The 24231-nt window shown below is 55.2% G+C and carries 28 protein-coding genes; 8 read left to right on the forward strand and 20 right to left on the reverse strand.

What is annotated here, in order from left to right:
- Nucleotides 1-41 precede the first annotated feature (41 nt).
- The gene (locus H5P17_RS01505; protein ID WP_020824927.1) at nt 42-1373 is read left to right on the forward strand and encodes a hemolysin family protein; all 1332 of its coding nucleotides are present in this window, start codon (nt 42-44) and stop codon (nt 1371-1373) included.
- 89 nt (nt 1374-1462) lie between these two features.
- On the opposite strand, the gene H5P17_RS01510 is transcribed toward H5P17_RS01505, so the two are convergent.
- On the reverse strand, nt 1463-1669 hold the full coding sequence (locus tag H5P17_RS01510; RefSeq protein WP_012004917.1) for a DUF1107 domain-containing protein: 207 nt from the start codon (nt 1667-1669) through the stop codon (nt 1463-1465).
- A gap of 325 nt (nt 1670-1994) precedes the next feature.
- On the opposite strand from H5P17_RS01510, the gene H5P17_RS01515 reads away from it, so the two are divergent.
- Nucleotides 1995-2552 (forward strand): YtfJ family protein, encoded by a 558-nt coding sequence (locus tag H5P17_RS01515; RefSeq protein ID WP_044553950.1) that lies wholly within the window; start codon nt 1995-1997, stop codon nt 2550-2552.
- Between the two features lies 1 nt (nt 2553).
- Here the strand turns inward: H5P17_RS01515 and cysQ are convergent, their stop codons facing one another.
- Nucleotides 2554-3294: a 3'(2'),5'-bisphosphate nucleotidase CysQ gene (gene cysQ / locus H5P17_RS01520; RefSeq protein ID WP_182820933.1), complete on the reverse strand. Its 741-nt coding sequence runs from the start codon at nt 3292-3294 to the stop codon at nt 2554-2556.
- 256 nt (nt 3295-3550) lie between these two features.
- Here cysQ and H5P17_RS01525 point away from each other — a divergent pair, with 256 nt between their 5' ends.
- Together H5P17_RS01525 and ytfE are read left to right on the forward strand one after the other, a co-directional pair.
- Nucleotides 3551-5503: a bifunctional 2',3'-cyclic-nucleotide 2'-phosphodiesterase/3'-nucleotidase gene (locus tag H5P17_RS01525; RefSeq protein WP_182820934.1), complete on the forward strand. Its 1953-nt coding sequence runs from the start codon at nt 3551-3553 to the stop codon at nt 5501-5503.
- A gap of 121 nt (nt 5504-5624) precedes the next feature.
- A complete protein-coding gene (ytfE, locus tag H5P17_RS01530; RefSeq protein WP_044553948.1) occupies nt 5625-6290 on the forward strand; it encodes an iron-sulfur cluster repair protein YtfE in 666 nt (221 codons plus the stop codon).
- Nucleotides 6291-6333: 43 nt separating this feature from the next.
- Here the strand turns inward: ytfE and fklB are convergent, their stop codons facing one another.
- On the reverse strand, nt 6334-6954 hold the full coding sequence (gene fklB, locus H5P17_RS01535) for an FKBP-type peptidyl-prolyl cis-trans isomerase (protein ID WP_020824922.1): 621 nt from the start codon (nt 6952-6954) through the stop codon (nt 6334-6336).
- Nucleotides 6955-7242: 288 nt separating this feature from the next.
- On the opposite strand from fklB, the gene H5P17_RS01540 reads away from it, so the two are divergent.
- Complete coding sequence (locus H5P17_RS01540) at nt 7243-7911, forward strand: OapA family protein (protein WP_044553946.1); 669 nt, start codon at nt 7243-7245, stop codon at nt 7909-7911.
- Here the strand turns inward: H5P17_RS01540 and H5P17_RS01545 are convergent.
- From H5P17_RS01545 to rpsF, 5 genes are all read right to left on the reverse strand, one after another.
- Nucleotides 7908-8267 carry a DUF488 domain-containing protein gene (locus H5P17_RS01545; protein ID WP_044554258.1) on the reverse strand — a complete coding sequence of 120 codons (360 nt, stop codon included), beginning with the start codon at nt 8265-8267 and terminating at the stop codon, nt 7908-7910. The two genes, H5P17_RS01540 and H5P17_RS01545, sit on opposite strands and share 4 nt — an antisense overlap.
- Before the next feature lie 108 nt (nt 8268-8375).
- Entirely contained in the window at nt 8376-8828 is a 453-nt protein-coding gene (rplI, locus tag H5P17_RS01550; protein WP_044553945.1) for a 50S ribosomal protein L9, read from the reverse strand.
- Nucleotides 8829-8867: 39 nt separating this feature from the next.
- Complete coding sequence (gene rpsR / locus H5P17_RS01555; protein WP_002210155.1) at nt 8868-9095, reverse strand: 30S ribosomal protein S18; 228 nt, start codon at nt 9093-9095, stop codon at nt 8868-8870.
- A gap of 4 nt (nt 9096-9099) precedes the next feature.
- Nucleotides 9100-9417, reverse strand: a complete 318-nt coding sequence (gene priB / locus H5P17_RS01560) for a primosomal replication protein N (RefSeq protein ID WP_044553944.1) — start codon at nt 9415-9417, stop codon at nt 9100-9102.
- 6 nt (nt 9418-9423) lie between these two features.
- Nucleotides 9424-9822 (reverse strand): 30S ribosomal protein S6, encoded by a 399-nt coding sequence (gene rpsF / locus H5P17_RS01565; protein ID WP_006317459.1) that lies wholly within the window; start codon nt 9820-9822, stop codon nt 9424-9426.
- A 457-nt stretch (nt 9823-10279) separates the two neighbouring features.
- On the opposite strand from rpsF, the gene H5P17_RS01570 reads away from it, so the two are divergent.
- Entirely contained in the window at nt 10280-10546 is a 267-nt protein-coding gene (locus H5P17_RS01570) for a DUF1471 domain-containing protein (RefSeq protein WP_044553943.1), read from the forward strand.
- Nucleotides 10547-10640: 94 nt separating this feature from the next.
- Here H5P17_RS01570 and yjfP read toward each other — a convergent pair whose 3' ends face one another.
- Complete coding sequence (yjfP, locus tag H5P17_RS01575; protein WP_182820936.1) at nt 10641-11393, reverse strand: esterase; 753 nt, start codon at nt 11391-11393, stop codon at nt 10641-10643.
- A gap of 126 nt (nt 11394-11519) precedes the next feature.
- On the opposite strand from yjfP, the gene bsmA reads away from it, so the two are divergent.
- Nucleotides 11520-11828: a biofilm peroxide resistance protein BsmA gene (gene bsmA / locus H5P17_RS01580; RefSeq protein WP_182820938.1), complete on the forward strand. Its 309-nt coding sequence runs from the start codon at nt 11520-11522 to the stop codon at nt 11826-11828.
- Between the two features lie 122 nt (nt 11829-11950).
- Nucleotides 11951-12226: a DUF1471 domain-containing protein gene (locus tag H5P17_RS01585; RefSeq protein ID WP_020824916.1), complete on the forward strand. Its 276-nt coding sequence runs from the start codon at nt 11951-11953 to the stop codon at nt 12224-12226.
- On the opposite strand, the gene H5P17_RS01590 is transcribed toward H5P17_RS01585, so the two are convergent.
- The 11 genes from H5P17_RS01590 to hfq all read right to left on the reverse strand — a co-directional run bounded on the left by H5P17_RS01590 (nt 12223) and on the right by hfq (nt 24148).
- Complete coding sequence (locus tag H5P17_RS01590; RefSeq protein ID WP_020824915.1) at nt 12223-12621, reverse strand: DUF350 domain-containing protein; 399 nt, start codon at nt 12619-12621, stop codon at nt 12223-12225. The genes H5P17_RS01585 and H5P17_RS01590 overlap by 4 nt on opposite strands.
- 87 nt (nt 12622-12708) lie before the next feature.
- Complete coding sequence (locus H5P17_RS01595; RefSeq protein ID WP_182820940.1) at nt 12709-14340, reverse strand: isovaleryl-CoA dehydrogenase; 1632 nt, start codon at nt 14338-14340, stop codon at nt 12709-12711.
- Nucleotides 14341-14468: 128 nt separating this feature from the next.
- Nucleotides 14469-15200, reverse strand: coding sequence for a 23S rRNA (guanosine(2251)-2'-O)-methyltransferase RlmB (rlmB, locus tag H5P17_RS01600; RefSeq protein WP_020824913.1), 732 nt, complete (start codon nt 15198-15200; stop codon nt 14469-14471).
- A gap of 59 nt (nt 15201-15259) precedes the next feature.
- Nucleotides 15260-17746 carry a ribonuclease R gene (gene rnr, locus H5P17_RS01605; RefSeq protein WP_044553938.1) on the reverse strand — a complete coding sequence of 829 codons (2487 nt, stop codon included), beginning with the start codon at nt 17744-17746 and terminating at the stop codon, nt 15260-15262.
- Nucleotides 17747-17805: 59 nt separating this feature from the next.
- Nucleotides 17806-18231, reverse strand: coding sequence for a nitric oxide-sensing transcriptional repressor NsrR (gene nsrR, locus H5P17_RS01610; RefSeq protein ID WP_020824911.1), 426 nt, complete (start codon nt 18229-18231; stop codon nt 17806-17808).
- Nucleotides 18232-18464: 233 nt separating this feature from the next.
- Nucleotides 18465-19763 carry an adenylosuccinate synthase gene (locus H5P17_RS01615; protein ID WP_182820941.1) on the reverse strand — a complete coding sequence of 433 codons (1299 nt, stop codon included), beginning with the start codon at nt 19761-19763 and terminating at the stop codon, nt 18465-18467.
- Between the two features lie 97 nt (nt 19764-19860).
- Entirely contained in the window at nt 19861-20061 is a 201-nt protein-coding gene (locus tag H5P17_RS01620; protein WP_020824909.1) for a DUF2065 domain-containing protein, read from the reverse strand.
- Between the two features lie 63 nt (nt 20062-20124).
- Nucleotides 20125-21132 carry a protease modulator HflC gene (hflC, locus tag H5P17_RS01625; protein WP_020824908.1) on the reverse strand — a complete coding sequence of 336 codons (1008 nt, stop codon included), beginning with the start codon at nt 21130-21132 and terminating at the stop codon, nt 20125-20127.
- A gap of 3 nt (nt 21133-21135) precedes the next feature.
- Nucleotides 21136-22395, reverse strand: coding sequence for an FtsH protease activity modulator HflK (gene hflK / locus H5P17_RS01630; protein WP_182820943.1), 1260 nt, complete (start codon nt 22393-22395; stop codon nt 21136-21138).
- A gap of 68 nt (nt 22396-22463) precedes the next feature.
- Nucleotides 22464-23744, reverse strand: a complete 1281-nt coding sequence (hflX, locus tag H5P17_RS01635; protein WP_182820945.1) for a ribosome rescue GTPase HflX — start codon at nt 23742-23744, stop codon at nt 22464-22466.
- A gap of 95 nt (nt 23745-23839) precedes the next feature.
- A complete protein-coding gene (gene hfq, locus H5P17_RS01640; RefSeq protein ID WP_012004894.1) occupies nt 23840-24148 on the reverse strand; it encodes an RNA chaperone Hfq in 309 nt (102 codons plus the stop codon).
- Nucleotides 24149-24231: the final 83 nt, after the last annotated feature.

Below are 24231 nucleotides of genomic sequence, written 5' to 3' on the forward strand. Positions count from 1 at the left end.
CTCAAGAGCGCCGTCATCCCGTCGGCACGTATGGATAGATTATGTTAAACAGTATTTTACTGATTCTTTTTCTGATCGCAGTGAGTGCGTTTTTCTCACTGTCGGAAATTTCTCTGGCCGCGTCACGCAAGATTAAACTGAAACTGATGGCTGACGAAGGTAACGTCAATGCCGCCAAAGTCCTTAAACTGCAGGAAACCCCGGGGCTGTTCTTTACCGTGGTGCAGATTGGCCTGAACGCCGTGGCCATTCTCGGCGGTATCGTCGGTGATGCGGCCTTCTCCCCCAGCTTTCAAGTGTTGTTCGACCGCTTTTTGTCCCCGGAGATGGCGGAGCAAGTCAGCTTTATCTGCTCGTTCGTCCTGGTGACCAGCCTGTTCATCCTGTTCGCAGATTTGACCCCGAAGCGCATCGGTATGATTGCACCAGAGACGGTCGCCGTCCGGATCATCAACCCGATGCGCTTCTCGATCATGATCTTCCGGCCGCTGGTATGGTTCTTCAACGGCATGGCAAACCTGATCTTCCGCCTGTTCAAACTGCCTATGGTGCGCAAGGACGACATCACTTCCGACGACATCTATGCGGTAGTGGAAGCCGGTGCCCTGGCTGGCGTACTGCGCAAACAGGAACATGAGCTGATCGAAAACGTGTTCGAACTGGAGTCACGCACCGTACCTTCGTCGATGACCTCGCGCGAAAGCGTGGTTTACTTCGATTTGCGTGAAACCGAAGAAAGCATTATCGAGAAGGTCTCGACCCATCCGCACTCCAAGTTCCTGGTGTGCGACGGTAATATCGATCAGGTGGTTGGCTACGTTGACTCCAAAGACTTGCTGAACCGCGTGCTGGGCAATCAAAGCCTGGTGCTGAGCAGCGGTGTGCAAATCCGCGCGGCGCTGATCGTGCCGGATACCCTGACGCTGTCCGAAGCGCTGGAAAGCTTTAAGACCGCCGGCGAGGACTTTGCCGTTATTCTCAATGAATATGCGCTGGTCGTGGGTATCATCACGTTGAATGACGTAATGACCACGCTGATGGGCGATTTGGTGGGTCAGGGCCAGGAGGAGCAGATCGTCGCACGCGACGAAAGCTCATGGCTGATTGAGGGCGGCACGCCAATCGACGATGTGATGCGCGTTCTGCACATTGACGAGTTCCCGCAGGCGGGCAACTACGAAACCATCGGCGGCTTTATGATGTACATGCTGCGCAAGATCCCAAAACGCACCGACTTCGTGAAATACGCCGGCTACAAGTTTGAAGTGGTGGACATCGACAGCTACAAGATTGACCAGTTGCTGGTAACCAAACTGAGCGACAAACCGGCGGCGGTACTGCCGAAGGCGCCAGAAGATAACGCCCCCGCCTGATCCGGACGGTAAAAACGTCAGCGGCCCCATCGGGGCCGCAATTATTTTAGCTTTTGCAGGTGCTTCAGTTGCCGGATACTAACCGCGCATCAACCCATCTCAGTCTGCAATAACAACACCTGACGGTTTACCTCTGACATCACGCTGAAGTGGCGCCGGTCACGAATTTTCGGCAGCAGGATTTTCCCTTCGTCGAATTCGAACGCGCCCACATCTTTGATATACAGCCGGCCACGAAACAGGGTTTTTACGTACTTCGCCACTTTCAACGGATTATAACGCTGGAAGATTCTCATTCTATTACTCTCCTCCGTTTGGTCCATGCGCTCAGCGAGCCGCCAAAGTGGCAGCTTCTAAAGTAAGAACGCAACTTGATTGCATGTAGTAGACCAAGTAAAGACGATATCGTTCACTTCCGCCTGGATATCTTCACTGGATTTACACTTTTTGACAGAATTGTATATGATAATATATAACTTTTTCAGTATATCCCTTCAAAACACAGGTATTACCGGCCAGAAGAGGAAACTGCGATCCAGCTAACAGGACAGACCTCCGATCACCACCTATGCTTTAGGCTGTCGGGTGCTGTCGGCACCGTTCCCCTTCCAAGGAGAAGGCATGAAAAAAAGTCACCTGCTTATTGTTTCCCTGCTGCTTGCCCCCTTTTTAGCCTCTGCGCACAACCTGCAACTCCAGCAACGCGTCGCGCCGGTCGGCGTCAGCGATAAGGGAGAGTTGAATTACGCTAATGATAAGTTTAGCTATCAAAACTGGAATAGCGCGCAACTCAGTGGGAAAGTGCGAGTCATCCAGCATATTGCCGGCCGTAGCTCTGCCAAGGCGATGAACGACCCGCTGATCGAAGCGATTAAGAAAGCTAAACTACCGCACGATCGTTACCAAACGACGACAATAGTGAATACCGACGACGCGATACTCGGCACCGCGGTGTTTGTTCGCAACAGCATTGAAGACAGCAAGAAAGAGTTCCCCTGGTCGCAGTTTGTGGTCGACAGCAACGGCAACGTACGCAAGGCCTGGGATTTGCAGCCGAAAGGGTCGGCCATTGTGGTACTGGATAAGCAAGGCAGGATCCAGTTCGCCAAAGACGGCGCGCTGACGCCAGAAGAGGTGCAGCAGGTCATGACCCAACTGCACCAACTGCTGGCGAACTGATTTAGAACAGCGAAACCCTGAAGCCGGGGTTTAGGAAGGATTCACGTGGCGTATAGAGCAGAGGTCTGCCCTGCCAGTCGTGGATCTGTGCCCCGGCCGCCACGGCCACGGCATGGCCGGCGGCGGTATCCCAGATATTGGTGGGCCCAAAGCGAGGATAGAGCTGAGCCTTACCTTCCGCCACCAGGCAGAATTTCAGCGAAGAACCGACGGAAACGGTCTGGTGTTCGCCCAACTGTTTCAGGTAGTCCTTCAGCTCTTCGTCGCTGTGCGAGCGGCTGACCACCACCAGTGGCGGATGGGCATTGCTGACGCCAATCGCCTGCCGTTGACCCTTTTCTTCTTTCCAGGCCTTACCGCGTTCGGCCAGATACAGCACATCGATCGCCGGGGCGTAAACCACTCCCAGCACCGCCTGCCCGTTTTCAATCAACGCGATATTTACCGTAAACTCACCGTTGCGATTCAGGAACTCTTTGGTGCCGTCCAACGGATCGACCAGCCAGTAGCGCGTCCAATTCTGCCGCACTTCCCAGGTCGGTGGATCTTCTTCCGACAGCAATGGGACGTCCGGCGTTAACGCCGCCAGGCCGCGCTTGATAATATGGTGCGCCGCCAGATCGGCCGCCGTCACCGGGGAGTCATCTTTTTTTTGTGCAACATCAAGCGGTTGTTCACCGTTGTACACCGCCATGATGGCCGCGCCCGCCTCGCGGGACAGTTGGCAAATTTTTTCTAACATCATTCACCTCAGATAGACAGTTCCGTGGGTCATTTCCCCTTTCTCATTGCTAGCAGCCTAGTTTTTTTTGCATCGAATATCCATCATAACGATTTAACCTTCGGTAATGACTCAAGTCTTTGCCGTCACAACTGTGACATTTCCTCCGATACCTCGGTCGGTTTTCTGCCACACTTCACAGTTTGGTGAGACAACCAATGTTAATTACATGCCCCTCTGCGATAAAACTCGAAAAATGGAATGGAGAAAGCCAAAAATGATGAAGCGTCCGCTGACGTTGTCTGTCCTCGCTATGCTGGTTTGCGCCTCAGCGCAGGCGGCAACGGTCGATCTGCGCGTGCTGGAAACCACCGATCTGCACAGCAACATGATGGACTTCGATTACTACAAGGATAAACCGACCGACAAGTTCGGCCTGGTGCGCACCGCCAGCCTGATTGAACAGGCCCGCCAGCAGGCCACCAATAGCGTACTGGTGGACAACGGCGACATCATTCAGGGCAGCCCGCTCGGCGACTATATGGCTGCCAAGGGCCTTAAGCCCGGCGATATTCATCCTGTTTATAAGGCCATGAACACCCTGAATTATGTGGTCGGCAACATCGGCAACCACGAATTCAACTACGGCCTCGATTACCTGAAAACCGCCATCAGCGGTGCCAAATTCCCGTATATCAACGCTAACGTGATCGACGCTAAAACTCAGAAACCGCTGTTCACTCCTTACATTATCGTCGATACGCCGGTAAAAGACCGTGACGGTAAAGAACATAGTTTACGCATCGGCTATATCGGTTTTGTGCCGCCGCAAATTCTGGTGTGGGATAAGGCCAATCTGCAAGGCAAGGTTAAGGTCAACGACATCACCGAAACCGCCAAACGCTACGTGCCGGAAATGCGTAAACAGGGAGCCGATCTGATTGTGGCGATCCCGCACTCCGGCCTGTCCAGCGAGCCGTACAAGGCGATGGCAGAAAATTCGGTGTACTACCTCAGCCAGGTGCCGGGCATTGACGCCATCATGTTCGGCCATGCTCACGCGGTCTTCCCGAGCAAGGACTTTGCCAATATCAAAGGCGCTGACATCGCTCAGGGTACGCTGAACGGTGTCCCTGCGGTCATGCCTGGCCAGTGGGGCGACCACCTGGGCGTGGTCGATCTGCAGTTGAACAACGACTCTGGCCGTTGGAAAGTGGCCTCCGCCAAAGCGGAAGCACGGCCAATCTACGACAAAGAGAACAAGAAATCGCTGGCGGCGGAAGACGCCAAGCTGGTGAAAGTCCTGTCGGAAGATCATAAGGGCACTCGCGATTTTGTCAGTAAGCCGGTCGGCAAAGCCGACGACAACATGTACAGCTATCTGGCGCTGGTGCAGGATGACCCGACGGTACAAATCGTGAATAACGCGCAGAAAGCCTATGTTGAACACTACATTCAGGGCGATCCGGATCTGGCCGATTTGTCGGTGCTGTCAGCGGCAGCGCCGTTCAAGGTCGGCGGACGCAAAAACGATCCGGCCAGCTTCGTCGAAGTGGAAAAAGGCCAGCTCACCTTCCGTAACGCTTCGGATCTCTATCTCTATCCCAACACTCTGGTGGTAGTAAAAGCCAGCGGTAAAGAGGTGAAGGAGTGGCTGGAGTGTTCCGCCGGGCAGTTCAATCAAATCGACGTCAATAGCAGCAAACCGCAGGGCCTGATCAACTGGGATGGCTTCCGCACCTATAACTTCGACGTGATTGACGGGGTTAATTACCAGATCGACGTCAGCCAGCCAGCGCGTTACGACGGCGAATGCCAGCTGATCAACGATAAGGCGGAACGTATCAAGCAGCTGACGTTCCAAGGCAAGCCGATCGATCCTAAAGCCACCTTCCTGGTAGCGACCAACAACTACCGCGCTTACGGTGGCAAGTTTGCCGGCACTGGCGATCAACATATTGCCTTCGCTTCACCGGATGAGAACCGGTCGGTGCTGGCGGCTTATATCAGCGCCGAAACCAAACTGCACGGGGCGGTACGGCCACAGGTGGATAACAACTGGCGCCTGGCGACCTTCAGCAGCCCGCAACCGCTGGATATTCGCTTCGAAACCTCGCCAAGCGAGAAAGCCACGGCCTTTATCAAGGCACATGCTCAGTATCCAATGAAATCCGATGGTACGGATAACATCGGGTTTGCGGTTTATCAGATTGATTTAAGCAGCAAATAAGCAGCAGGTCGGGGGGATTGCGCATTCCCCCCCGACCGCCTACTCATTTTTCTCACTGGCGCGCCCTTTAAATTGCACTTAAAATGCATGTTATAGATTTTTCATTTAAAGAGGCACTCTCATGGATTACCGTAACCAATCCCTCGGCGCTCTCGCCATCGCTATTCCCCGGGCATCACGCCTGTTCCGCCTGAACGATTTGGATTTCTGCTGCGGCGGAAAACAAACGCTGCAACGCGCAGCCGAGCGTAAAGGGCTGGATCTCGAGCAGCTTGAAAGCGAATTGGCCGCCCTCGCCGCCAGACCGGCAGCAAGCCATGACTGGCGTACTGCGCCGCTCGGTGAACTGATTGATTATATTTTGCCACGCTTCCATCAGCGGCACCGCGAACAGTTGGCCGAGCTGGTACTGATGGCGGAAAAAGTCGAACGGGTTCATGCCGACAAAACCACCTGTCCACGCGGCCTGGCGAAACAACTGAATCTGATCCGGCTGGATCTGGAAAATCACATGATGAAAGAGGAGCAGATCCTGTTCCCGATGATCAAACAGGGTATGGGCCGGCAGGCGGCTGGACCAATCTCGGTAATGGAACATGAGCATGACGAAGCGGGCGAACAGCTGGAAGTAGTGAAGTTCCTCACCCACAACGTGACGCCACCGGAAGGTGCCTGCAATACCTGGCAGGCGCTGTATGGCGGTATCGACGAGTTTATTGATGACCTGATGGAGCACATCAATCTGGAGAACAACCTGTTGTTCCCCCGCGCGCTGAACGGCGCATAAAACAAGGGCGCCATCAAGGCGCCCAGTGAAACCTGTTAGAGAATTACAGGATTTCCAGCAGTTCGACGTCGAACACCAGCGCGCTGAATGGCGGGATGGATGCGCCGGCACCACGCTCGCCGTAGGCCAGGTCGTGTGGAATATACAGCTGCCATTTGGAACCGACCGGCATCAGGGTCAGCGCTTCGATCCAGCCAGGGATCACGCCGCTAACCGGGAATTCTGCCGGTTGGCCGCGCTCTACGGAGCTGTCGAAAACGTCGCCGTTAATCAGTCGGCCAGTGTAATGCACACGCACGCGATCCTGACGGGATGGGATTGGGCCGTTGCCCTGCTCCAGCACGGAGAACTGCAGACCGGATTCGGTCAGCGTAACTTCGTCGCGCTTGGCGTTGTCTTCCAGGAATTTCTGGCCTTCAACGGCCATCGCCTGCTGACGCTCACGACGCACGGCATCCGCACGTTCGTGGATTTCACGCAGCGCACGGTGCACCACGTCTACCGGAACCGCCGGGGCATTCCCTTCCAGCGCGTCACGCAAACCTGCCAGCAAAGCTTCCGGTTGTAAACCTTCCAGACCGGACTCTTGCAGCTGCTGGCCGACCTGTAAACCAATCCCGTAGCTCGCCTGCGCTTCAACGCTGTCAAAAGAAGGGGTTGTCATGGGGTTTTCCTTTAGTCTGTAAAAAGTCGAAAGCGCAGCATAACAGCGCCGCAATGCCGGGTAAAATCTTGTGTGGAGAATGATGACTTTTGTCGTAGAAAAAGAAACAATAACCCACAGTTAACACCCGCTCCCGCGAGCCCAGGCGAATCGCCTGCCGCAACAGGTATGGGTTTGCTGCTGCCTTTCACTTCAATCAGTTAGCGGACTATACTGAAAACAGGGCATCGGGTCGGCGGTACACCCTTTTGTACCGTGATATTTTTACGCCGTTGAAGAGAGGTTACCATGGGCAGAATCTCGCCCAGGAGAAGGAAGACCACCCGTATCTACCAGCCGTTGTTGCGTACCTGGCTGAACTTCAGTCAGCGCCTGAAACCCGGCTCCGCGCCAGCGTCGGTAGAAGACCCGGATTCAGAACAACCACCGGAAAACGGTAAGGGGCAAAACATCAAAGCGTTACTGCTGAAGATCTGGCACCTGCCGGACGGCTTCGGTTGGATGGAGCCACTGCCTTATTTTCATCGCCGCTGGACCCTGATTTTCGGCATCATCCTGCTGCTGGCGCTGCTGTGGCCGTATTCATCGGAAAAACAGCCATTCCCTGTCACCCAGCAGGATAACAGCGTTCCCTTACAGGCCGAATTGCAAAACGACACTCAGCAGCAGCACGCTGTAGAGCCGGAACCGGCAGGCAACTGGCAACGCTACCAGATCCAACCGGGCCAGACGCTGGCGCAGCTTTTCCGTGACAACAACCTGCCGGTGAACGAAGTTTTCGCCATGGCGCAGGTGGAAGGTAACGATAAGCCGCTCAGCAACATGAAAGCCGGCCAGGAAGTTCGTCTCGAACGTGACGCCAACGGCGTGATCACCGCGCTATCGGTCACCACCGCTGACAACAGTCAGGTGTTGTTCCGCCGCCAGGCCGACGGCAGCTATCGCCGCGAGCGTTAATCCGCTAACTGCCCCAACAGAAAGTCGCGCAGCACGATGCCGTGGTTGTGCTGTGTGTCTTTACTGCCGTAGAGCAAGGTCAAGGGTTGCCCCTGTCTTAGTAACGCCACCAATGGCTGCCAGGCGTCGTTTTGAGCCAGTTGCAACCGGTAGTGGCTTTCAAACTCGTCCCACCGGTCAAGATGTTGATGAAACCACTGCCGCAGCGCGTTATCCGGCGCGACCTGCTTTAACCATTGCACACCCTGCAATCGTTCCTTGCTGACGCCTCGCGGCCACAAGCGATCGATCAGATAGCAGTTCACCGGCGCCGGGCCGCTAAAGTCATACACACGCTGTAGGTTAATCTCTGCCATTTGCCGCTGCTCCTCACCCAAGGTGATCACAGGGTAACGCTTTTTGCCGGGCGCAGAAAAGCAAAACGCCAGCACGAGGCTGGCGTTTTGCTTGGCGAGCAGGAGCGATTAAGCTTCTGCTACCACAACTACATTCAGCTGTGCGAATACGTCGCTGTGTACCTGGAACTGAACTTCGTGTTCACCAGTGGTACGCAGAACGCCATTCGGCAGACGAACTTCGCTCTTGGCAACTTCAACGCCTGCCGCAGTAACTGCGTCAGCGATGTCGCGGGTGCCGATAGAGCCGAACAGTTTACCTTCGTCGCCTGATTTAGACGCGATGGTGACTGAACCCAGTTCGTTGATCTTGGTTGCGCGAGCTTCAGCAGCAGCCAGAATGTCAGCCAGTTTGGCTTCCAGTTCTGCACGGCGTACTTCGAAGAACTCTACGTTTTTCTTGGTAGCAGGAACAGCTTTGCCCTGTGGTACCAGGAAGTTACGGGCGTAGCCCGCTTTAACGTTAACTTGATCACCCAGGCTGCCCAGGTTTGCTACTTTATCAAGCAGAATAACTTGCATTACCTTATCCTCTTAAAGTCGTTAATAGACGGCGGCCGATTACTGATGACGATCAGTGTATGGCAGCAGGGACAGGTAGCGAGCACGCTTGATGCAGCGAGCCAGCTGACGCTGGTATTTTGCACGAGTACCGGTAATACGGCTCGGGACAATTTTACCACTTTCAGTGATGTAGTTTTTCAGCGTTGCGATATCTTTGTAATCGATCTCAACAACGCCTTCCGCTGTGAAACGGCAGAACTTGCGACGACGGAAATAACGTGCCATTAGGCTAGTCTCCAGAATCTATCAATTCAATCTGCTCGGCATGCAACACCATTTTATTCAGTCCATTGCGCCCTTGATGGCTGCTAATGAAACCTGAAACGGTGAGAAGCGTACCGACCGTTATACTTTGAGTAATGGCCTGATGGGCCTTGCCGCTGATAATCACCGGCATACGACACCAGGCTTGCCGGGTAAAACCGGCTTCCACTTGCACTGAACGGTGCTCAAGCACGAACTGGCAATGTGGAATACCTGACGGGCTCACTTTACGCGTCGGCGTCTTGCACACAGTGCCAGACAACGTCAGCCGATTAGCCGTCACGGTAAATTACTCTTCAGAATCCCCAGCATCAGCATCATCTGCGGTTTCGTTAGCGAAGTCTTCGCGGCGATCGCCACGACGTTCGTCTTTCGCTTTAACCATCGGAGATGCTTCAGTTACCGCGTGCTTAACGCGCATAACCATGCTACGGATAACGGCGTCGTTGAAGCGGAAGTTAGTTTCCAGCTCATCGATCGCTTCCTGCGGAGCTTCAACGTTCAGCAGAACGTAGTGGGCTTTGTGCAGTTTGTTGATCGGGTAAGCCAGTTGACGGCGGCCCCAGTCTTCCAGACGGTGAATCTGACCAGCAGCGTTAGTGATGGTAGCACTGTAACGCTCGATCATGCCCGGAACCTGTTCGCTTTGGTCAGGATGGACCATAAAAACGATTTCGTAATGACGCATCGAATTGCTCCTTACGGATTATTCAGCCTCCTGTCAGGGTCAACCGCGGCCCATGGAAGCAAGGAACGTGTATGTGTGTGCGGCTGAAAAAATGACGCGTAATCATACTTGCGCAGGCAGGGAAACTCAAGGACCGAAGGGGATTTATTATCGGTAATGCGAGCCGGATGAGGAAATAGCACGATTTGCTGTCTGTACAACCTATGTACAGAGATCCATCAGTTCAAAAAATCTTTCAATGAAATCATCACTGAGGTGCAAATTTCATTCATTTTTTTTGAAAGATGTCATCAAAATGCCCCCCTTTTTAATCCTGCGGTACGGTCTAAAATTGTTGTTATCCGCCGCAGACAGCGCGACGAAAAAGATTTGAAGTTATTCAATACATGCAAATAACTTTTTGCTGCACTGGCACCGGCTGTCAGGCCGTTGAAGCAAACAGTTAAGAGAGGCAATTATGAAACGTATTACCATCGCTACCGCCATTGCTTTGCTGTTTTCCGCCAACGTCATGGCCGCTACCGAGATCACTTCCCATCAGGCAGACCAGCGCCAGAGCGTCGGATTCATCACGCTGAACCAGAACGTAGTCTCGCCGGATGACGCCAGCAGCCAGGTGAGCAAAATAGCCGATCAGCGCGGAGCTACCGCCTATCGAATCATTGCGCTGCATGAACCGGAAAACAACAGCACTATCCACGTCAGCGCGGAACTGTATCGCTAAACCTGTATGCCGTGCCAGGGAAGCAAGCCGCGCCCAAAAGCGGCAAAGTAAAATGTGAAAATGTCGTCAGCCCCCTGCCCGCAGGGGGCTTTTTTTATAAGGTTTTCACGAAGAACTCGGCCGTCGCCTTGAGTGCCAACGGCGTGATGCGGTGCTTGACGTCCGGTTCAGTTAAAAATGTCAGTTGCCGATCCCAGCCGCTCTGGCGAAGCTCAGTCGCCAGACGTCGGCTTTCCGCCGCCGGCACCAAATCATCTGCTTCGCCGTGCCACAGCAACAACGGGCGATTGGCAATTTTTTCCAACTGATGCTCCAGGCCATAATCCGCCAGTGCAGCAATGCGCGCGTCGAAAACGCTCGCCTTCAAAAGCTTGCCCTGCTCATCCAGCGGTGGAAACAACGTCTGCGCCAAAGCACTGTAATAGCCTGCTCCCATCAGGCTCGCCGCGGCTTTCACCCATGGATAACGAGCAAAGCCTCCCAACGTTGTCATCCCGCCCATGGAGGCACCGGCAACGCCGATGCGCCCTTCGGCAATCAAGCCCCGCCGTTCAAAGTCCGCCTTCAACGCCGGTAACTCATCGATATTGCTGCGCAGGATCTCCCAAAAGCGGGACAACCGCTTTTGTTCATCGCCGTCAAAACGTTCACCGTGCAAATCGGCATCCGGCAGCACCACGCGAAATCCCACCCTGGCTAACGCGTAGGCAAAGTAGGCGTAGACTTCTTTCGACGAGGTATAACCATGGTAGAAAAATACCGTCGGCAGCGGCTGATGATACTGCCCCTGCGGCACCGCATGGATGACCGCAATATCCCCTGCACGCTCGTCATATATTTCAATCATTCATTTTCCCTCTGCATAGCTATTGCCTTCATAATGGCAAACTTGCGCTAAAAAGCATTAGCTCAATCTGTTCCAATTTATAATGGGTTACACTGAAATCATGCTATCCGCTTTCTTGAGGTGTCTATGAAAATGTCTCGCCTGCTGCTCCCCTTGACGCTGGTCACGCTGCTTAGCGCCTGTGGCATCATGACCACGACGCCCAAAGCGCCCCCACCACCGAGCGGGCAGGCGCAGGAGATCACCCGGGCACAAACCGGTAGTCTGGAAAAAATAGGCACCACCAGCGCCCTGGTTCGCGGCAGCCCGATGGATGTGGAAGCGGAAATTCAGCAGAAAGCCAACGCCAGCGGTGCGCGCTATTACATGATTATCATGAACAGCGAAACCGTGGTTCCCGGCCAGTGGTATTCGCAGGCGATCCTGTATCGGTAACTGTCGGAGTTTTAATAAGATTTACATTGGCTTTGCACAGACTGAAGTTGGATAGAGCACACTGGCCAACAGCGCGCCGCAGCCTGCGGACGTGAATCCAGGATCCGACGAAGGGGAACGCCATGACACGCTCCGCCGCACTCACCGCCCTCCTGCTTTCTATGGGGTTACTCAGCGCCAGCGCCCAATCCGCTGAACTGGCCCCCGCAGACCGCGTTACGCCACTCAGCGAAATTGCGGAAATCACCCTGAACAACCTCTCCGGCTCCCCTCAGGACGTAGAACAATTGATCGCCCAAAAGGCGGATGAGCATGGGGCAAGCTATTACCGCATCCTGCGAATGGAAGAACAGGCGCACCAGCCAGGCTGGCGCGCCTCGGCCATACTTTACCTTTAGTAGGTCATGCAGGCCGCATTCAGGACACCGCCACTGATCGACACGCCGCCGAGGAAAATCCCGGCTGCCACGTGATTGGACTCAATTTTGTCGCTGATGCGCGGCATATAGATTTTCACCGCCGCAAACAGCAGCAGTTGCACCACCAGCGCCACCACGCCCCATAACAGATAGTCCAGCAGGCTGACGGAGTTGATCGCCGCACTCGCCAGCGGGATAACATACCCCAAGCAGGCACCGACGAATCCGAAAGCGGCGGCCTGATTATCGGCCTTAATCAACGCCCATTCATCATGCGGCGTAATACGGGTATAAACGAACAAAAACACCAGAACCATGGCAAAGCCACTGAAAAAATAAGAGGCGAATGCCGCCAACGCGCTGAGAATATCCATGTCATGTTTCCTGGTCAGAGGTCAGTATCCCTTACGGGCCAAGAGCTGAATTAAAAAGCTTTTCCGGCTGCGGCGCCACCGTTTTCCCTATCCACCCATCGCGCGGGTAAACAGCGTTTCGCATAGCCTTTCCGGCAATGTCCGCTCACCACGGGCATCAAGCATCATTTGACACCAGGCTTCCGCCAACGGCGGTGAACTGTAACGCAGAAGCTGCACCGCCGCGAACAGATTAAACAAGGCACCGCTAACCGCACGCCCTTGCTCTTCCTGAGGTTTGCGCATCAGCTGAAGCAACCGTCGCCATTGGTGATCATAATGGCGATTCTGCCCTCTCACCTCACCGAGCTCCAGCTCCAGCGCTTCCTGCACCGCCGGCAGCTTGCCCCAGGCACGCATGACGTCCAGACACATAATATTGCCGGAGCCTTCCCAAATGCTGTTTACCGGCATTTCACGGTACAGCCGGGGCAGCTCGCTTTCTTCGCAGTAGCCGATACCGCCCAGCGCCTCCATGGCTTCGCCAATAAAAGGAATACCTTGCCGGCAAACTTCAAACTTCGCCGCAGGCGTCACCACACGGCATAACGCCTGCTCCATGGGCGTGCTGCCCGCGCTGTCATAAGCACGCGCCAGACGCATCAAGGCCGCCGTCTGCCCCTCCAGGCGCAGGGCCATCCGCGCCAGTACCTGTCGCATCATCGGCTGTTCAATCAGCGTCTTACCAAACGCCTGCCGCTGCAGGGCATGGTACAACGCCACCGAGAGCCCGCGCCGCATCAACCCGTGGCTACCCAGTGCGCAGTCAAAACGCGTCAGGCCCCCCATTTTCAGGATATGCCGTACGCCATCTCCTTCCTCGCCCACCAGCCAGGCGCCGGCATCCTGGAATTCTACTTCGCTGCTGGCGTTAGACCTGTTGCCCAACTTATCCTTCAGCCGTTCCACCCTTATGGCATTGCGCGTACCGTCAGGCAAAATCCGCGGCAGGAAGAAACAGGACAGCCCGCCTTCGGTCTGCGCCAGCACCAGGTGCGCATCACTCTGCGGTACCGAGAAAAACCACTTGTGCCCGACCAAACGGTAGGCTTCTCCTGGCCCGCGTGCACCCAGCGGGCTGGCGGTGGTGGTATTGCTCAGCACATCGGAACCGCCCTGCTTTTCGGTCATTCCCATGCCGATCAACAAACCGCGCTTTTGCCCGCCGGGCAATGAATGCGCGTCGTAACGATCGGACAGTAGCGGCGTTAGCCAGGACTGGAACTCCGCAGGCAACGAGCGCTGCAGCAAAGGAATAGCGCCAAAGGTCATGGTCACCGGACACAGGGTGCCGGCTTCTACCTGGGCATGTAACACAAAACGCGCCGCCCGTGCCACGAAAGAGCCGATACGGGCATCCTCCTGCCACGGCAGGTTATGCACCCGGTTGGCTATCAGCCCTTGCATCAGGATATGCCAGGCAGGATGAAAACGGACGTCGTCCAGTCGCTGACCGGTGGCGTCATAGCGCAATAGCTCCGGTGGGTTGGCGTTGGCCAGTCTCCCCAGTTCCAGCGACTCCTGAGTGCCCAACTGTTGGCCCAGCGAGGTCAGTACCTCTGCATCCCACCCCGCCTGCTCGCGCTGAATGGCTTCATGCAGTGGCGTATCGGACAGGAACAGATTGCTGTTGCCCAGCGGCTTCGGCTGATTAAAAACGGTGTGCGTATTCCAGACCATGAGCTTGCTCCCTGAGAAAAGCGTCAGGAGTAATTATGGTCGTCAGGGGGATTTCTGCCGCAGGCGAGATCACAGGGTAGGCATTGAGAAAAGAATAAGGGCGCCAGAACTGCGCCCTTACGGATAAATCAACTGCGTTGACGCACCGCTTCAAACAGGCAGATACCGGTCGCCACCGAAACGTTTAGTGAAGAAACCGTACCGGCCATCGGAATGCTGATCAGCTCGTCGCAGTGCTCGCGAGTCAGACGACGCATACCTTCGCCTTCCGCCCCCATAACCAGCGCCATCGGGCCGGTCATTTTGCTCTGGAACAGCGTGTGGTCGGCTTCGCCGGCAGTGCCCACGATCCAGACGTTCATCTCCTGCAGCAAACGCAGGGTGCGTGCCAGGTTGGTCACGCGAATCAACGGCACATTCTCTGCCGCGCCGCAGGCCACTTTCTTGGCCGTTGCGTTCAACTGGGCAGAACGATCGCGCGGGACGATCACCGCGTGCACACCGGCCGCGTCAGCGCTGCGCAAGCAGGCACCGAGGTTATGCGGGTCGGTCACGCCGTCCAGCACCAGCAGGAACGGGGTATCCACGCTTTCCAGCAACGCCGGCAGGTCATTTTCCTGATACTGACGCCCTTCGCGCACCCGGGCAATGATCCCCTGATGCACCGCGCCCTCGACCTTCTCATCCAACCACTGGCGGTTCGCCACCTGGATAACAATGCCGGTCGCCTCCAGCTCGGCAATCAACGGCTGCAGCCGGCGATCGTCGCGCCCTTTGAGGATAAACACTTCCAGGAAGCGTTGCGGATCGTTGTCTAACAGGGCTTTGACGGCATGAATACCGTAAATAATTTCGCTCATGATGCTCTTTTTACTGTGCGGCAGGCAAATGCCTGCCGGTGATAATGACGTGTGGCAGGCTAAGCCTGCTCAGCACCTTTCTTCTTGCCGGCGCGCTTGGCCTTGGTCGCCGCCGCTATTTTCCGGGTTTTGTCGGACACTTTCTTGGCTTTCGCCTTTTTGTCTTTCTTCACCTTGTCAGCGGGCTTGGCTTCATCCTTACGGAAAGCGCTGTCAGGCTCAAAATTGGCCGGCGGTTTGCCACCGCGACGTTTGCGAGGAGCAGAAGTGCGTCCTGCTCCAGCCCCACCACGCAAGGTGCGTTGGCCACCATTCTTAGCGCGGTCGCGTTCAGTTTTGCCTTCACCGCGTGGTTTGCGGGTGCTGGAGACCAGAGCGAAGTCAATTTTACGCTCATCCATATGCACCGCTTCCACACGGATCTCCACCGTATCGCCCAGGCGATAAACCACGCCAGAGGATTCGCCAATCAGACGCTGGCCGATATTATCGTAGCGATAATAATCATTATCCAGCGATGATACGTGCACCAGACCGTCGATAAACAGATCGTTGAGGCGCACGAAGAAACCAAAGCCGGTCACGCTGGCAATGATGCCGCTGAACACTTCACCGACGTGATCCTGCATGAAGTCGCATTTCAGCCAGTCGGCAACGTTGCGCGTCGCTTCATCGGCGCGACGTTCAGCCATCGAACAGTGCTCGCCCAGCTGCAGCATTTCTTCGAATTCGCTGTGCCACCCGCCGGTTGGCGTCCAGCGCTCTTTCGGTTCGCCATGCTCTTTGGCCAGTTGGTACTTGATCGCACGGTGCATCGCCAGATCCGGGTAACGGCGGATCGGTGAAGTGAAGTGACCGTAAGAAGCCAGCGCCAGGCCAAAATGACCGCGGTTTTCCGGATCGTAGATTGCCTGCTTCATCGACCGCAGCAGCATGGTTTGCAGCATTTCATGGTCCGGACGTTCGGACACTTCATCCATCAGGGTCGCGTAGTCCTTCGGCTGTGGTTTGTTGCCACCGCCCAGCGTCAGGCCCAGCTCGCCCAGCACGCTGCGCAGTGCACTGATGTGATCGTCACTTGGGCGATCGTGCACGCGGAACAGCGCCGGCTCGTTATTTTTCTCGACAAAGCGTGCAGCGGCGACGTTCGCCATAATCATGCACTCTTCGATCAGCTTGTGAGCATCGTTACGTACCGTAGGTTCAACGCGCTCAATACGGCGTTCGGCGTTGAAGATAAACTTGGCTTCTTCGGTTTCGAAAGCGATACCGCCACGTTCGGCGCGCGCCTGATCCAACACCTTATACATTGCATGCAGTTCTTCCAGGTGTTTGACCAGCGGGTGATAATGCTCACGCAGCTCCTGATCGCCCTGCAGAATGTGCCAGACCTTGTTATACGTTAAGCGGGCATGGGAACTCATGACCGCCTCATAGAATTTGGCCGTCGACAGGCGCCCCTGGGCGGAGATGGTCATCTCACACACCATACACAACCGGTCTACCTGCGGGTTAAGCGAACACAGGCCGTTAGACAGCACTTCCGGCAGCATCGGAATAACCTGCGATGGGAAGTACACCGAAGTCCCGCGGTTACGGGCTTCGTCATCCAGCGCAGTGCGCGGACGCACGTAATAGCTGACGTCGGCAATGGCAACCCACAGGCGCCAGCCGCCACCGCGTTTTTTCTCGCAGTAGACTGCGTCATCGAAATCGCGGGCATCTTCGCCATCAATCGTCACCAAAGGCAGTTTACGCAGATCGACGCGACCTTTTTTGGCGGATTCCGGTACCTGTTCACTGAGGTCGGCAACCTGTTTTTCCACCTGCGGCGGCCAAACATGCGGGATTTCATGGGTGCGCAACGCGATATCTACCGCCATGCTGGTCCCCATTTTATCGCCGAGGATCTCGACAATCTTGCCAACCGCTTTGGTACGGCGGGTTGGGCGCTGGGTCAGTTCAACCACCACCATAAAGCCCATGCGCGCACCGCTGACGGCGTCGGCAGGGATCAGGATATCAAAGCTCAGGCGGCTATCATCCGGCACCACGAAGCCAGTACCGGCGTCCATAAAGAAGCGGCCGACGATTTGACTGGTTTTCGGCACCAGCACACGGACGATACGCGCTTCGCGGCGGCCCTTGCGATCGGCTGCCATGGCCTGTGCCAACACCACGTCACCGTGGATCGCCATCTTCATCTGTTCAGCTGACAGATACAGGTCGTCTTTGCTGCCTTCGATACGCAGGAAGCCAAAGCCATCGCGGTGGCCGATCACGGTGCCGCGCAGCAAGTCCAGACGTTCCGGCAGCGCATAGCACTGGCGGCGGGTAAAGATTAATTGGCCGTCACGCTCCATCGCACGCAGGCGACGGCGTAACGCTTCCAGGGGTTCTTCGCCGGTTAAATTCAGCTCTTTGGCCAGCTCTTCGCGGCTGGCCGGCGTTTCTCTTTTCGCCAAATGGGCCAAAATAAATTCACGGCTCGGAATGGGGGATTCATATTTTTCTGCTTCTCGTTCCAGGAATGGATCTTGTGACATTGCGGTTCCTCCGTTGTCATCAGCAGGGTGCCGCTGAGCCTTGTCTTCTCAGCGACGCTTTATTCGACAAGCAATAGCTTGTAGAGCGATGGATTGTCTTCGACCATATCGGCCAGCGTGTGGTTGTCCAGCTCTTCAAGGAAATTCTGTACGCCCTGTTGGAGCACCTGCTTCAGGCGGCAGGCAGGGGTTATGTGGCAAAACGTACTGCTGCAATTAACCAGTGAGAGCGGCTCTAACGCCCTGACCACGTCGCCGAGGCGAATGGTTTCGGCCGGTTTGCCTAAACGGATGCCGCCGTTCTTACCGCGCACCGCGGTGACAAACCCAACCCGGCTTAACTGATTGATGATCTTTACCATATGGTTTCGGGACACGCCGTAGACCTCGGTGACTTCCGAGATGCTGGTCATTTTGTCCGGTGGCAGCGAGGCCATGTAGATCAACGCCCGCAGGCCATAATCAGTAAAACTTGTTAACTGCACATCTACCTCTGGGTATCATTTTACCCGTCTGATACGCCGATTTTCGGCACTATTCAAAAGATTACTTATTGGATAATAAACCAGCCAGAGAGTTCGCCGCTAATTATTTAGCGTATGTCTGGCTCTGGGACAGGTTAAAGAAAGGATTTTGGGACGTGAAACCGCAATCGGGGAAAATCAGGATAAAAACAAACCGGGACACGCCCGGTTTGTTTTATTGCAGTAAAGCCAGATTATGCGTCGAACGGGTCGCGCAGGATCATGGTTTCGCTACGGTCCGGGCCAGTAGAGATAATGTCTACCGGTACGCCGGTCAGTTCTTCAATACGCTTGATGTAGTCCAGCGCTGCCTGTGGCAGTTTGCTGTGTTCTTTCACGCCAAAAGTGGTGTCGCTCCAGCCAGGCATGCTTTCGTAGATTGGCTCGATACCTTCCCAACCTTCAGCCGCCAGCGGCGTGGTGGTCATTTCGCGGCCATCTGGCATGCGGTAGCCCACGCAGATTTTCACTTCTTTCAGGCCATCCAGCACGTCCAGCTTGGTCAGGCAGAAACCGGACAGGGAGTTGATCTGTACCGAACGACGAACCGCTACGGCATCCAACCAACCGGTACGACGACGACGGCCAGTGGTAGCACCGAACTCGTTCCCCTGTTTGCACAGGTATTCGCCGGTTTCGTCGAACAGTTCGGTTGGGAATGGACCTGCACCCACGCGGGTGGAGTAGGCTTTCACGATGCCCAGCACGTAATCCACGTAACGCGGACCAATACCGGAACCGGTAGCAACGCCGCCGGCAGTGGTGTTGGAAGAGGTTACGTACGGATAGGTACCGTGGTCGATATCCAGCAGGGTGCCCTGTGCGCCTTCGAACATGATCAGGTCGCCACGCTTGCGCGCGCCGTCCAGCAGTTCAGAGACGTCAACAACCATGGCAGTCAGGATGTCAGCGATAGACAGCACGTAATCCAGAGTTGCCTGGTAATCAACGGCTTCGACTTTGTAGTAGTTAACCAACTGGAAGTTATGATAATCAACAATTTCCTTCAGCTTAACGGCGAAGGTTTCTTTGTTGAACAGGTCGCTGACGCGCAGACCGCGACGAGCCACTTTATCTTCATAAGCCGGGCCGATGCCGCGAGCGGTGGTACCGATAGCTTTCGCGCCACGTGCTTTCTCACGCGCGTTATCCAGCGCAACGTGGTAAGGCAGGATCAGTGGGCAGGCTTCGGACAGTAACAGACGTTCGCGTACCGGGATGCCGCGCGCTTCGAGTTCACCCATTTCTTTCATCAAAGCGTCTGGCGCCAGAACTACACCGTTGCCGATGATGCTGGTCACGTTTTCACGCAGAATGCCTGAAGGAATTAAATGAAGGACGGTTTTTTCACCGTTAATTACCAGAGTATGGCCAGCGTTGTGACCACCTTGATAGCGCACTACATATTGAGCCCGTTCGGTCAGCAGGTCTACGACCTTGCCCTTACCTTCGTCACCCCATTGAGTGCCCAGTACGACGACGTTCTTACCCATTTTAAAAATCACCGGTTGCTTAAAAATGGATTCTACCACCGTAATTCGTGAGTTTCAGCACTTTTAGCGCTGAGTTGCGTATTTTTTAGGCTAACCTTTAAACCCCCGTACGACTACGCAACATGTAGTAGATCACACAGCCCGCAACCACTATTCCGCCGCCAAATCGCCGTAACGTAGAGTCAGGCAACTGGGTCATCGCCAGTATCATTTTACGCCAGGCCTGCGGAAACAGCATCGGCCCCAGGCCTTCCAGCACCAAAACCAGCCCTAACGCCAGCCAGATTGTTGAATTCATCAGAAACTCCCAAAAAGAAAGGGCCCGCGTTTAAACGGGCCCTCGATCAATTACCTGTCGTGATTACTTGCGCGTGGAGTCAGGCGATTTCATGTAGCGGAAGAAATCGCTGTCCGGGCTCAGAACCATCACGTCCTGGTTATTGCTGCTGAAGCTGGTTTCGTAAGCTCGCAGGCTACGGATAAAGGCGTAGAAGTCCGGATCCTGGCTGAATGCGTTGGCAAACAGTTTGGCCGCTTCGGCATCGCCATCACCACGAGTGATACGTGCAGTACGTTCGGCTTCCGCCAGGGTACGAGTCACTTCGTAGTCTGCGGTCGCACGCAGCTTCTCGGCTTCTTCCTGACCCTGTGAACGGTGACGACGGGCAACCGCTTCACGCTCGGCGCGCATACGCTGATAGATCGCATCAGACACTTCCGCCGGCAGGTTGATCTGCTTGATACGCACGTCGATCACTTCAATACCCAACGCCGCCATGCTGTTCGGGTTAACCTTCGGCAAGTTGCCGGTGGTTTCCTTCTCAACACGCGCCGCTGCAGAGGCGATAGCGTCATCGGCTTCGGTGGTGGTGACTTCTTGATCGTCCCCTACGGTACCGGTGTTCAATGCATCACGCACGTCGGACATCAGCTTACCGCGCGAGTCGGTGACGATGTCTTTCACATCCAGACGACCAATCTCGGAACGCAGACGGTCACTGAACTTACGTTTCAGCAGCACTTCGGCCTGTGAAACATCACCGCCGCCGGTTGCCAGATAGTAACGGCTGAAATCGCTGATACGCCATTTCAGGTAAGAATCGACAATCAGGTCTTTCTTCTCGCTGGTCACAAAGCGGTCAGCCTGGTTGTCCATGGTCTGGATACGTGCATCCAGCGTTTTCACGGATTCAATAAACGGGATCTTGAAGTGCAGGCCTGGCGCATACACCAGCGGCTTGTTGTCGCTGTCACGCAGTACCTTGCCAAAACGCAGCACGATGCCGCGCTGACCTTCCTGAACCACGAACAGAGAAGCGTATAACGCCACCAGCACCGCGAGGACGATTACTACAAAAGACTTACGCATTGATTACTCTCTCCCTACGCGAGTGGTGTCGTCACGCTGCGCATTTGCCCGGCGCTGGTCCATGACCGAGCCGCTGCTGGTGCGCTGGCTGCTGGAGCTGGCGCCGCTGTTGGCAGACGGAGCGGGGTTGAGACGAATCAGGCTGGTGTCTTTATTGCCGTCAGCCGCTGCGCCGGTTTGGCCACGCAGCATTTGTTCCAGCGGCAACACCATCAGATTGTTGCCTTTGTCGTTCACCAACACCTTACGGGTGTGGCTTAAGACTTTTTCCATGGTTTCGATATACAGACGCTCACGGGTAATTTGCGGTGCCGATTTGTATTCCGGCAACAGCTTGGCAAAGCGTGCAACCTCACCCTGAGCTTCCAGGACGGTACGGTCTTTATACGCTTTGGCATCTTCCAGCAGACGTTGTGCCTGGCCGTTCGCACGTGGCTGAACTTCGTTGGCGTAAGCTTCTGCTTCACGGATGTACTGCTGCTCGTTCTCACGTGCGGCAATCGCATCGTCAAATGCGGCTTTCACCTCTTCCGGCGGACGAGCGGCCTGGAAGTTGACGTCCAGCAGCGTGATGCCCATGTTGTACGGACGAATAGTTTCTTCCAGTACGCGTTGGGTATCGTTACGCACGATGGTACGGCCTTCGGTCAGGATCTTGTCCATGGTGTACTTGCCGATAACGCCACGCAGGGCACTGTCGGTAGCCTGGCTCAGGCTGTCGTCGGCATTGGTCACGCTGAACAGATAGGCTTCCGGATTGGTCACGCGGTACTGCACGTTCATTTCTACGCGCACGACGTTCTCATCGGAGGTCAGCATCACGCCAGAGGCCGCCAGTTCACGAACCGACTCCACGTTGACCGGACGTACTTCATCGATAAAGGTCGGTTTCCAGTTCAGACCTGGCTGTACCAGGTGGCTGAACTTGCCAAAACGGGTGACAACGCCGCGTTCGGCTTCCTTGATGGTGTAGAAGCCGCTGGCAGCCCAAATCACCACTACCGCTACCGCGGCAATGCCGATAATGCGACCGCTGAGGCCCGGGCCAGAAGTGCCGGTGCCGCCGCTGTTATTGCTGTTGGAGCCTTTGCCCCCGCCCAAACCGCTCAATTTCTTGCTCAGCTTGCGGAAGATATCGTCCAAATCAGGTGGTCCTTGATCACGACCGCCTTTGTTATTACCGCCAGAGTTGCCGCCATTGTTATTGCTGCTCCCCCACGGGTCGCGGTCCTGTCCGTTATTACCGGGCTGATTCCACGCCATGTTTTAGCTCCATATTCTGTGATTGGGTACTTCAGGCTTACGCGAAGCTCAAATGTAACAGGATATGATCATACTATAAAGTTAATCAGTTCCTGTTCCTGTTTGCAGAGGCGACGCCATTCGACGATAGGCATACGTACCACCACGCCAATGCTGCCGTCTTCTTCGTTCCACTCTTTTTCAATTGCCTGAAGCTGGTAAAAACGGCTACGAAGACGGCCTGCCTCTGGCGGTAAGCGCAGCTCATAATGCGCGATTTCCCCCGATAAGCGCTCCGTCAACGCCTGATACAGCAACGGGATACCTTCACCGCTGGCGGCGGACAGCCACACCCGGATCGGTAAGTTTTCATCGTTGCGGTCGATACGCGGGACAAAATCATCCAGCATATCTATTTTGTTCATCACTAAAAGTGTAGGGATCTCATCCGATTCAATCTCTGCCAACACGGTATTGACCGCTTCAATGTTTTCATCAACGCGGGTATCCGCGGCGTCGATTACATGTAACAGCAAAGATGCCTGACGCGTTTCTTGCAGCGTCGCCTTGAAGGCGGCCACCAGATCGTGCGGCAGGTGCCGGATAAAGCCTACGGTATCCGCCAACACGGTATCGCCCACATCGGCCACGTCAATGCGCCGCAGGGTAGGATCCAAAGTGGCAAATAGCTGGTCTGCCGCGTACACATCGGCGGACGTAATTCGGTTAAACAGGGTGGATTTACCGGCGTTGCTATACCCTACCAGCGACACGGTCGGCACTTCAGCACGGGTACGCGCACGTCGGCCCTGTTCACGCTGCTTAGCTACCCGCTCCAGGCGGCGTAGAATCAAGCTAATGCGATCGCGCAACAGACGACGGTCAGTCTCTAACTGGGTTTCCCCTGGCCCGCGCAGGCCAATCCCCCCCTTTTGACGCTCAAGGTGAGTCCAGCCACGAACCAAACGCGTGGCGATGTGACGCAACTGCGCCAGCTCTACCTGCAGCTTACCTTCATGGGTACGGGCACGCTGGGCAAAGATGTCTAGAATCAACCCGGTGCGATCGATCACCCGACATTCGCACAGGCGTTCAAGATTTCTCTCCTGCGCTGCGGAAAGGGAGTGATCAAACAGGACAACAGATGCGCCACTGGCTTTTACCGCGTCTGCAATTTCTTCGGCCTTTCCTTCACCGACAAAGTATTTGGGATGCGGGGCTTTGCGGCTACCAGTCACCACTTGCAAAGCTTCGACACCCGCAGAGGACACCAGGGATTCGAACTCACTGAGATCTTCTGTGTCTTTGTCTTGCGAGAAATAGATATGAACCAGGACGGCCTGCTCACCGGCTTCATAACGGTCAAACAAGCGTGCAACCTCTCAAACGGGAACCCGTGAGTTTGGGGGACATAAACAGCCCACGGCTGCTTATGCTCCCCTCCATGGTTGACTCGCAACGCGCTTTATTCAGCGTCATCGCTTTCCTGCTGCGGCTGTTGCGGCGCAGACGGATTGTTACCATGGTGATAGTTACTGGTGCCGCCGCTCGGGGTATTGCTATGGTGCGAAACCGGGCGTGACGGGACAACGGTAGAGATAGCGTGCTTATAAACCATCTGGCTCACCGTGTTTTTCAACAGGATGACAAACTGGTCAAAAGACTCAATCTGGCCTTGCAGCTTAATACCATTCACCAAATAAATAGAAACCGGAACACGTTCACGACGCAATGCGTTCAGGAACGGATCTTGCAAAGATTGCCCCTTAGCCATTCTATCTTTTCCTTATTTGCTTGTTGTTTTTAACTAAGAACCTGTCGGCTCTAAAATAAACGACCTAAAAAATTTGCGCGCTG

It is taken from the genome of Serratia sp. OS31, assembly GCF_014164835.1.
Lineage (GTDB): Bacteria > Pseudomonadota > Gammaproteobacteria > Enterobacterales > Enterobacteriaceae > Serratia > Serratia liquefaciens_A.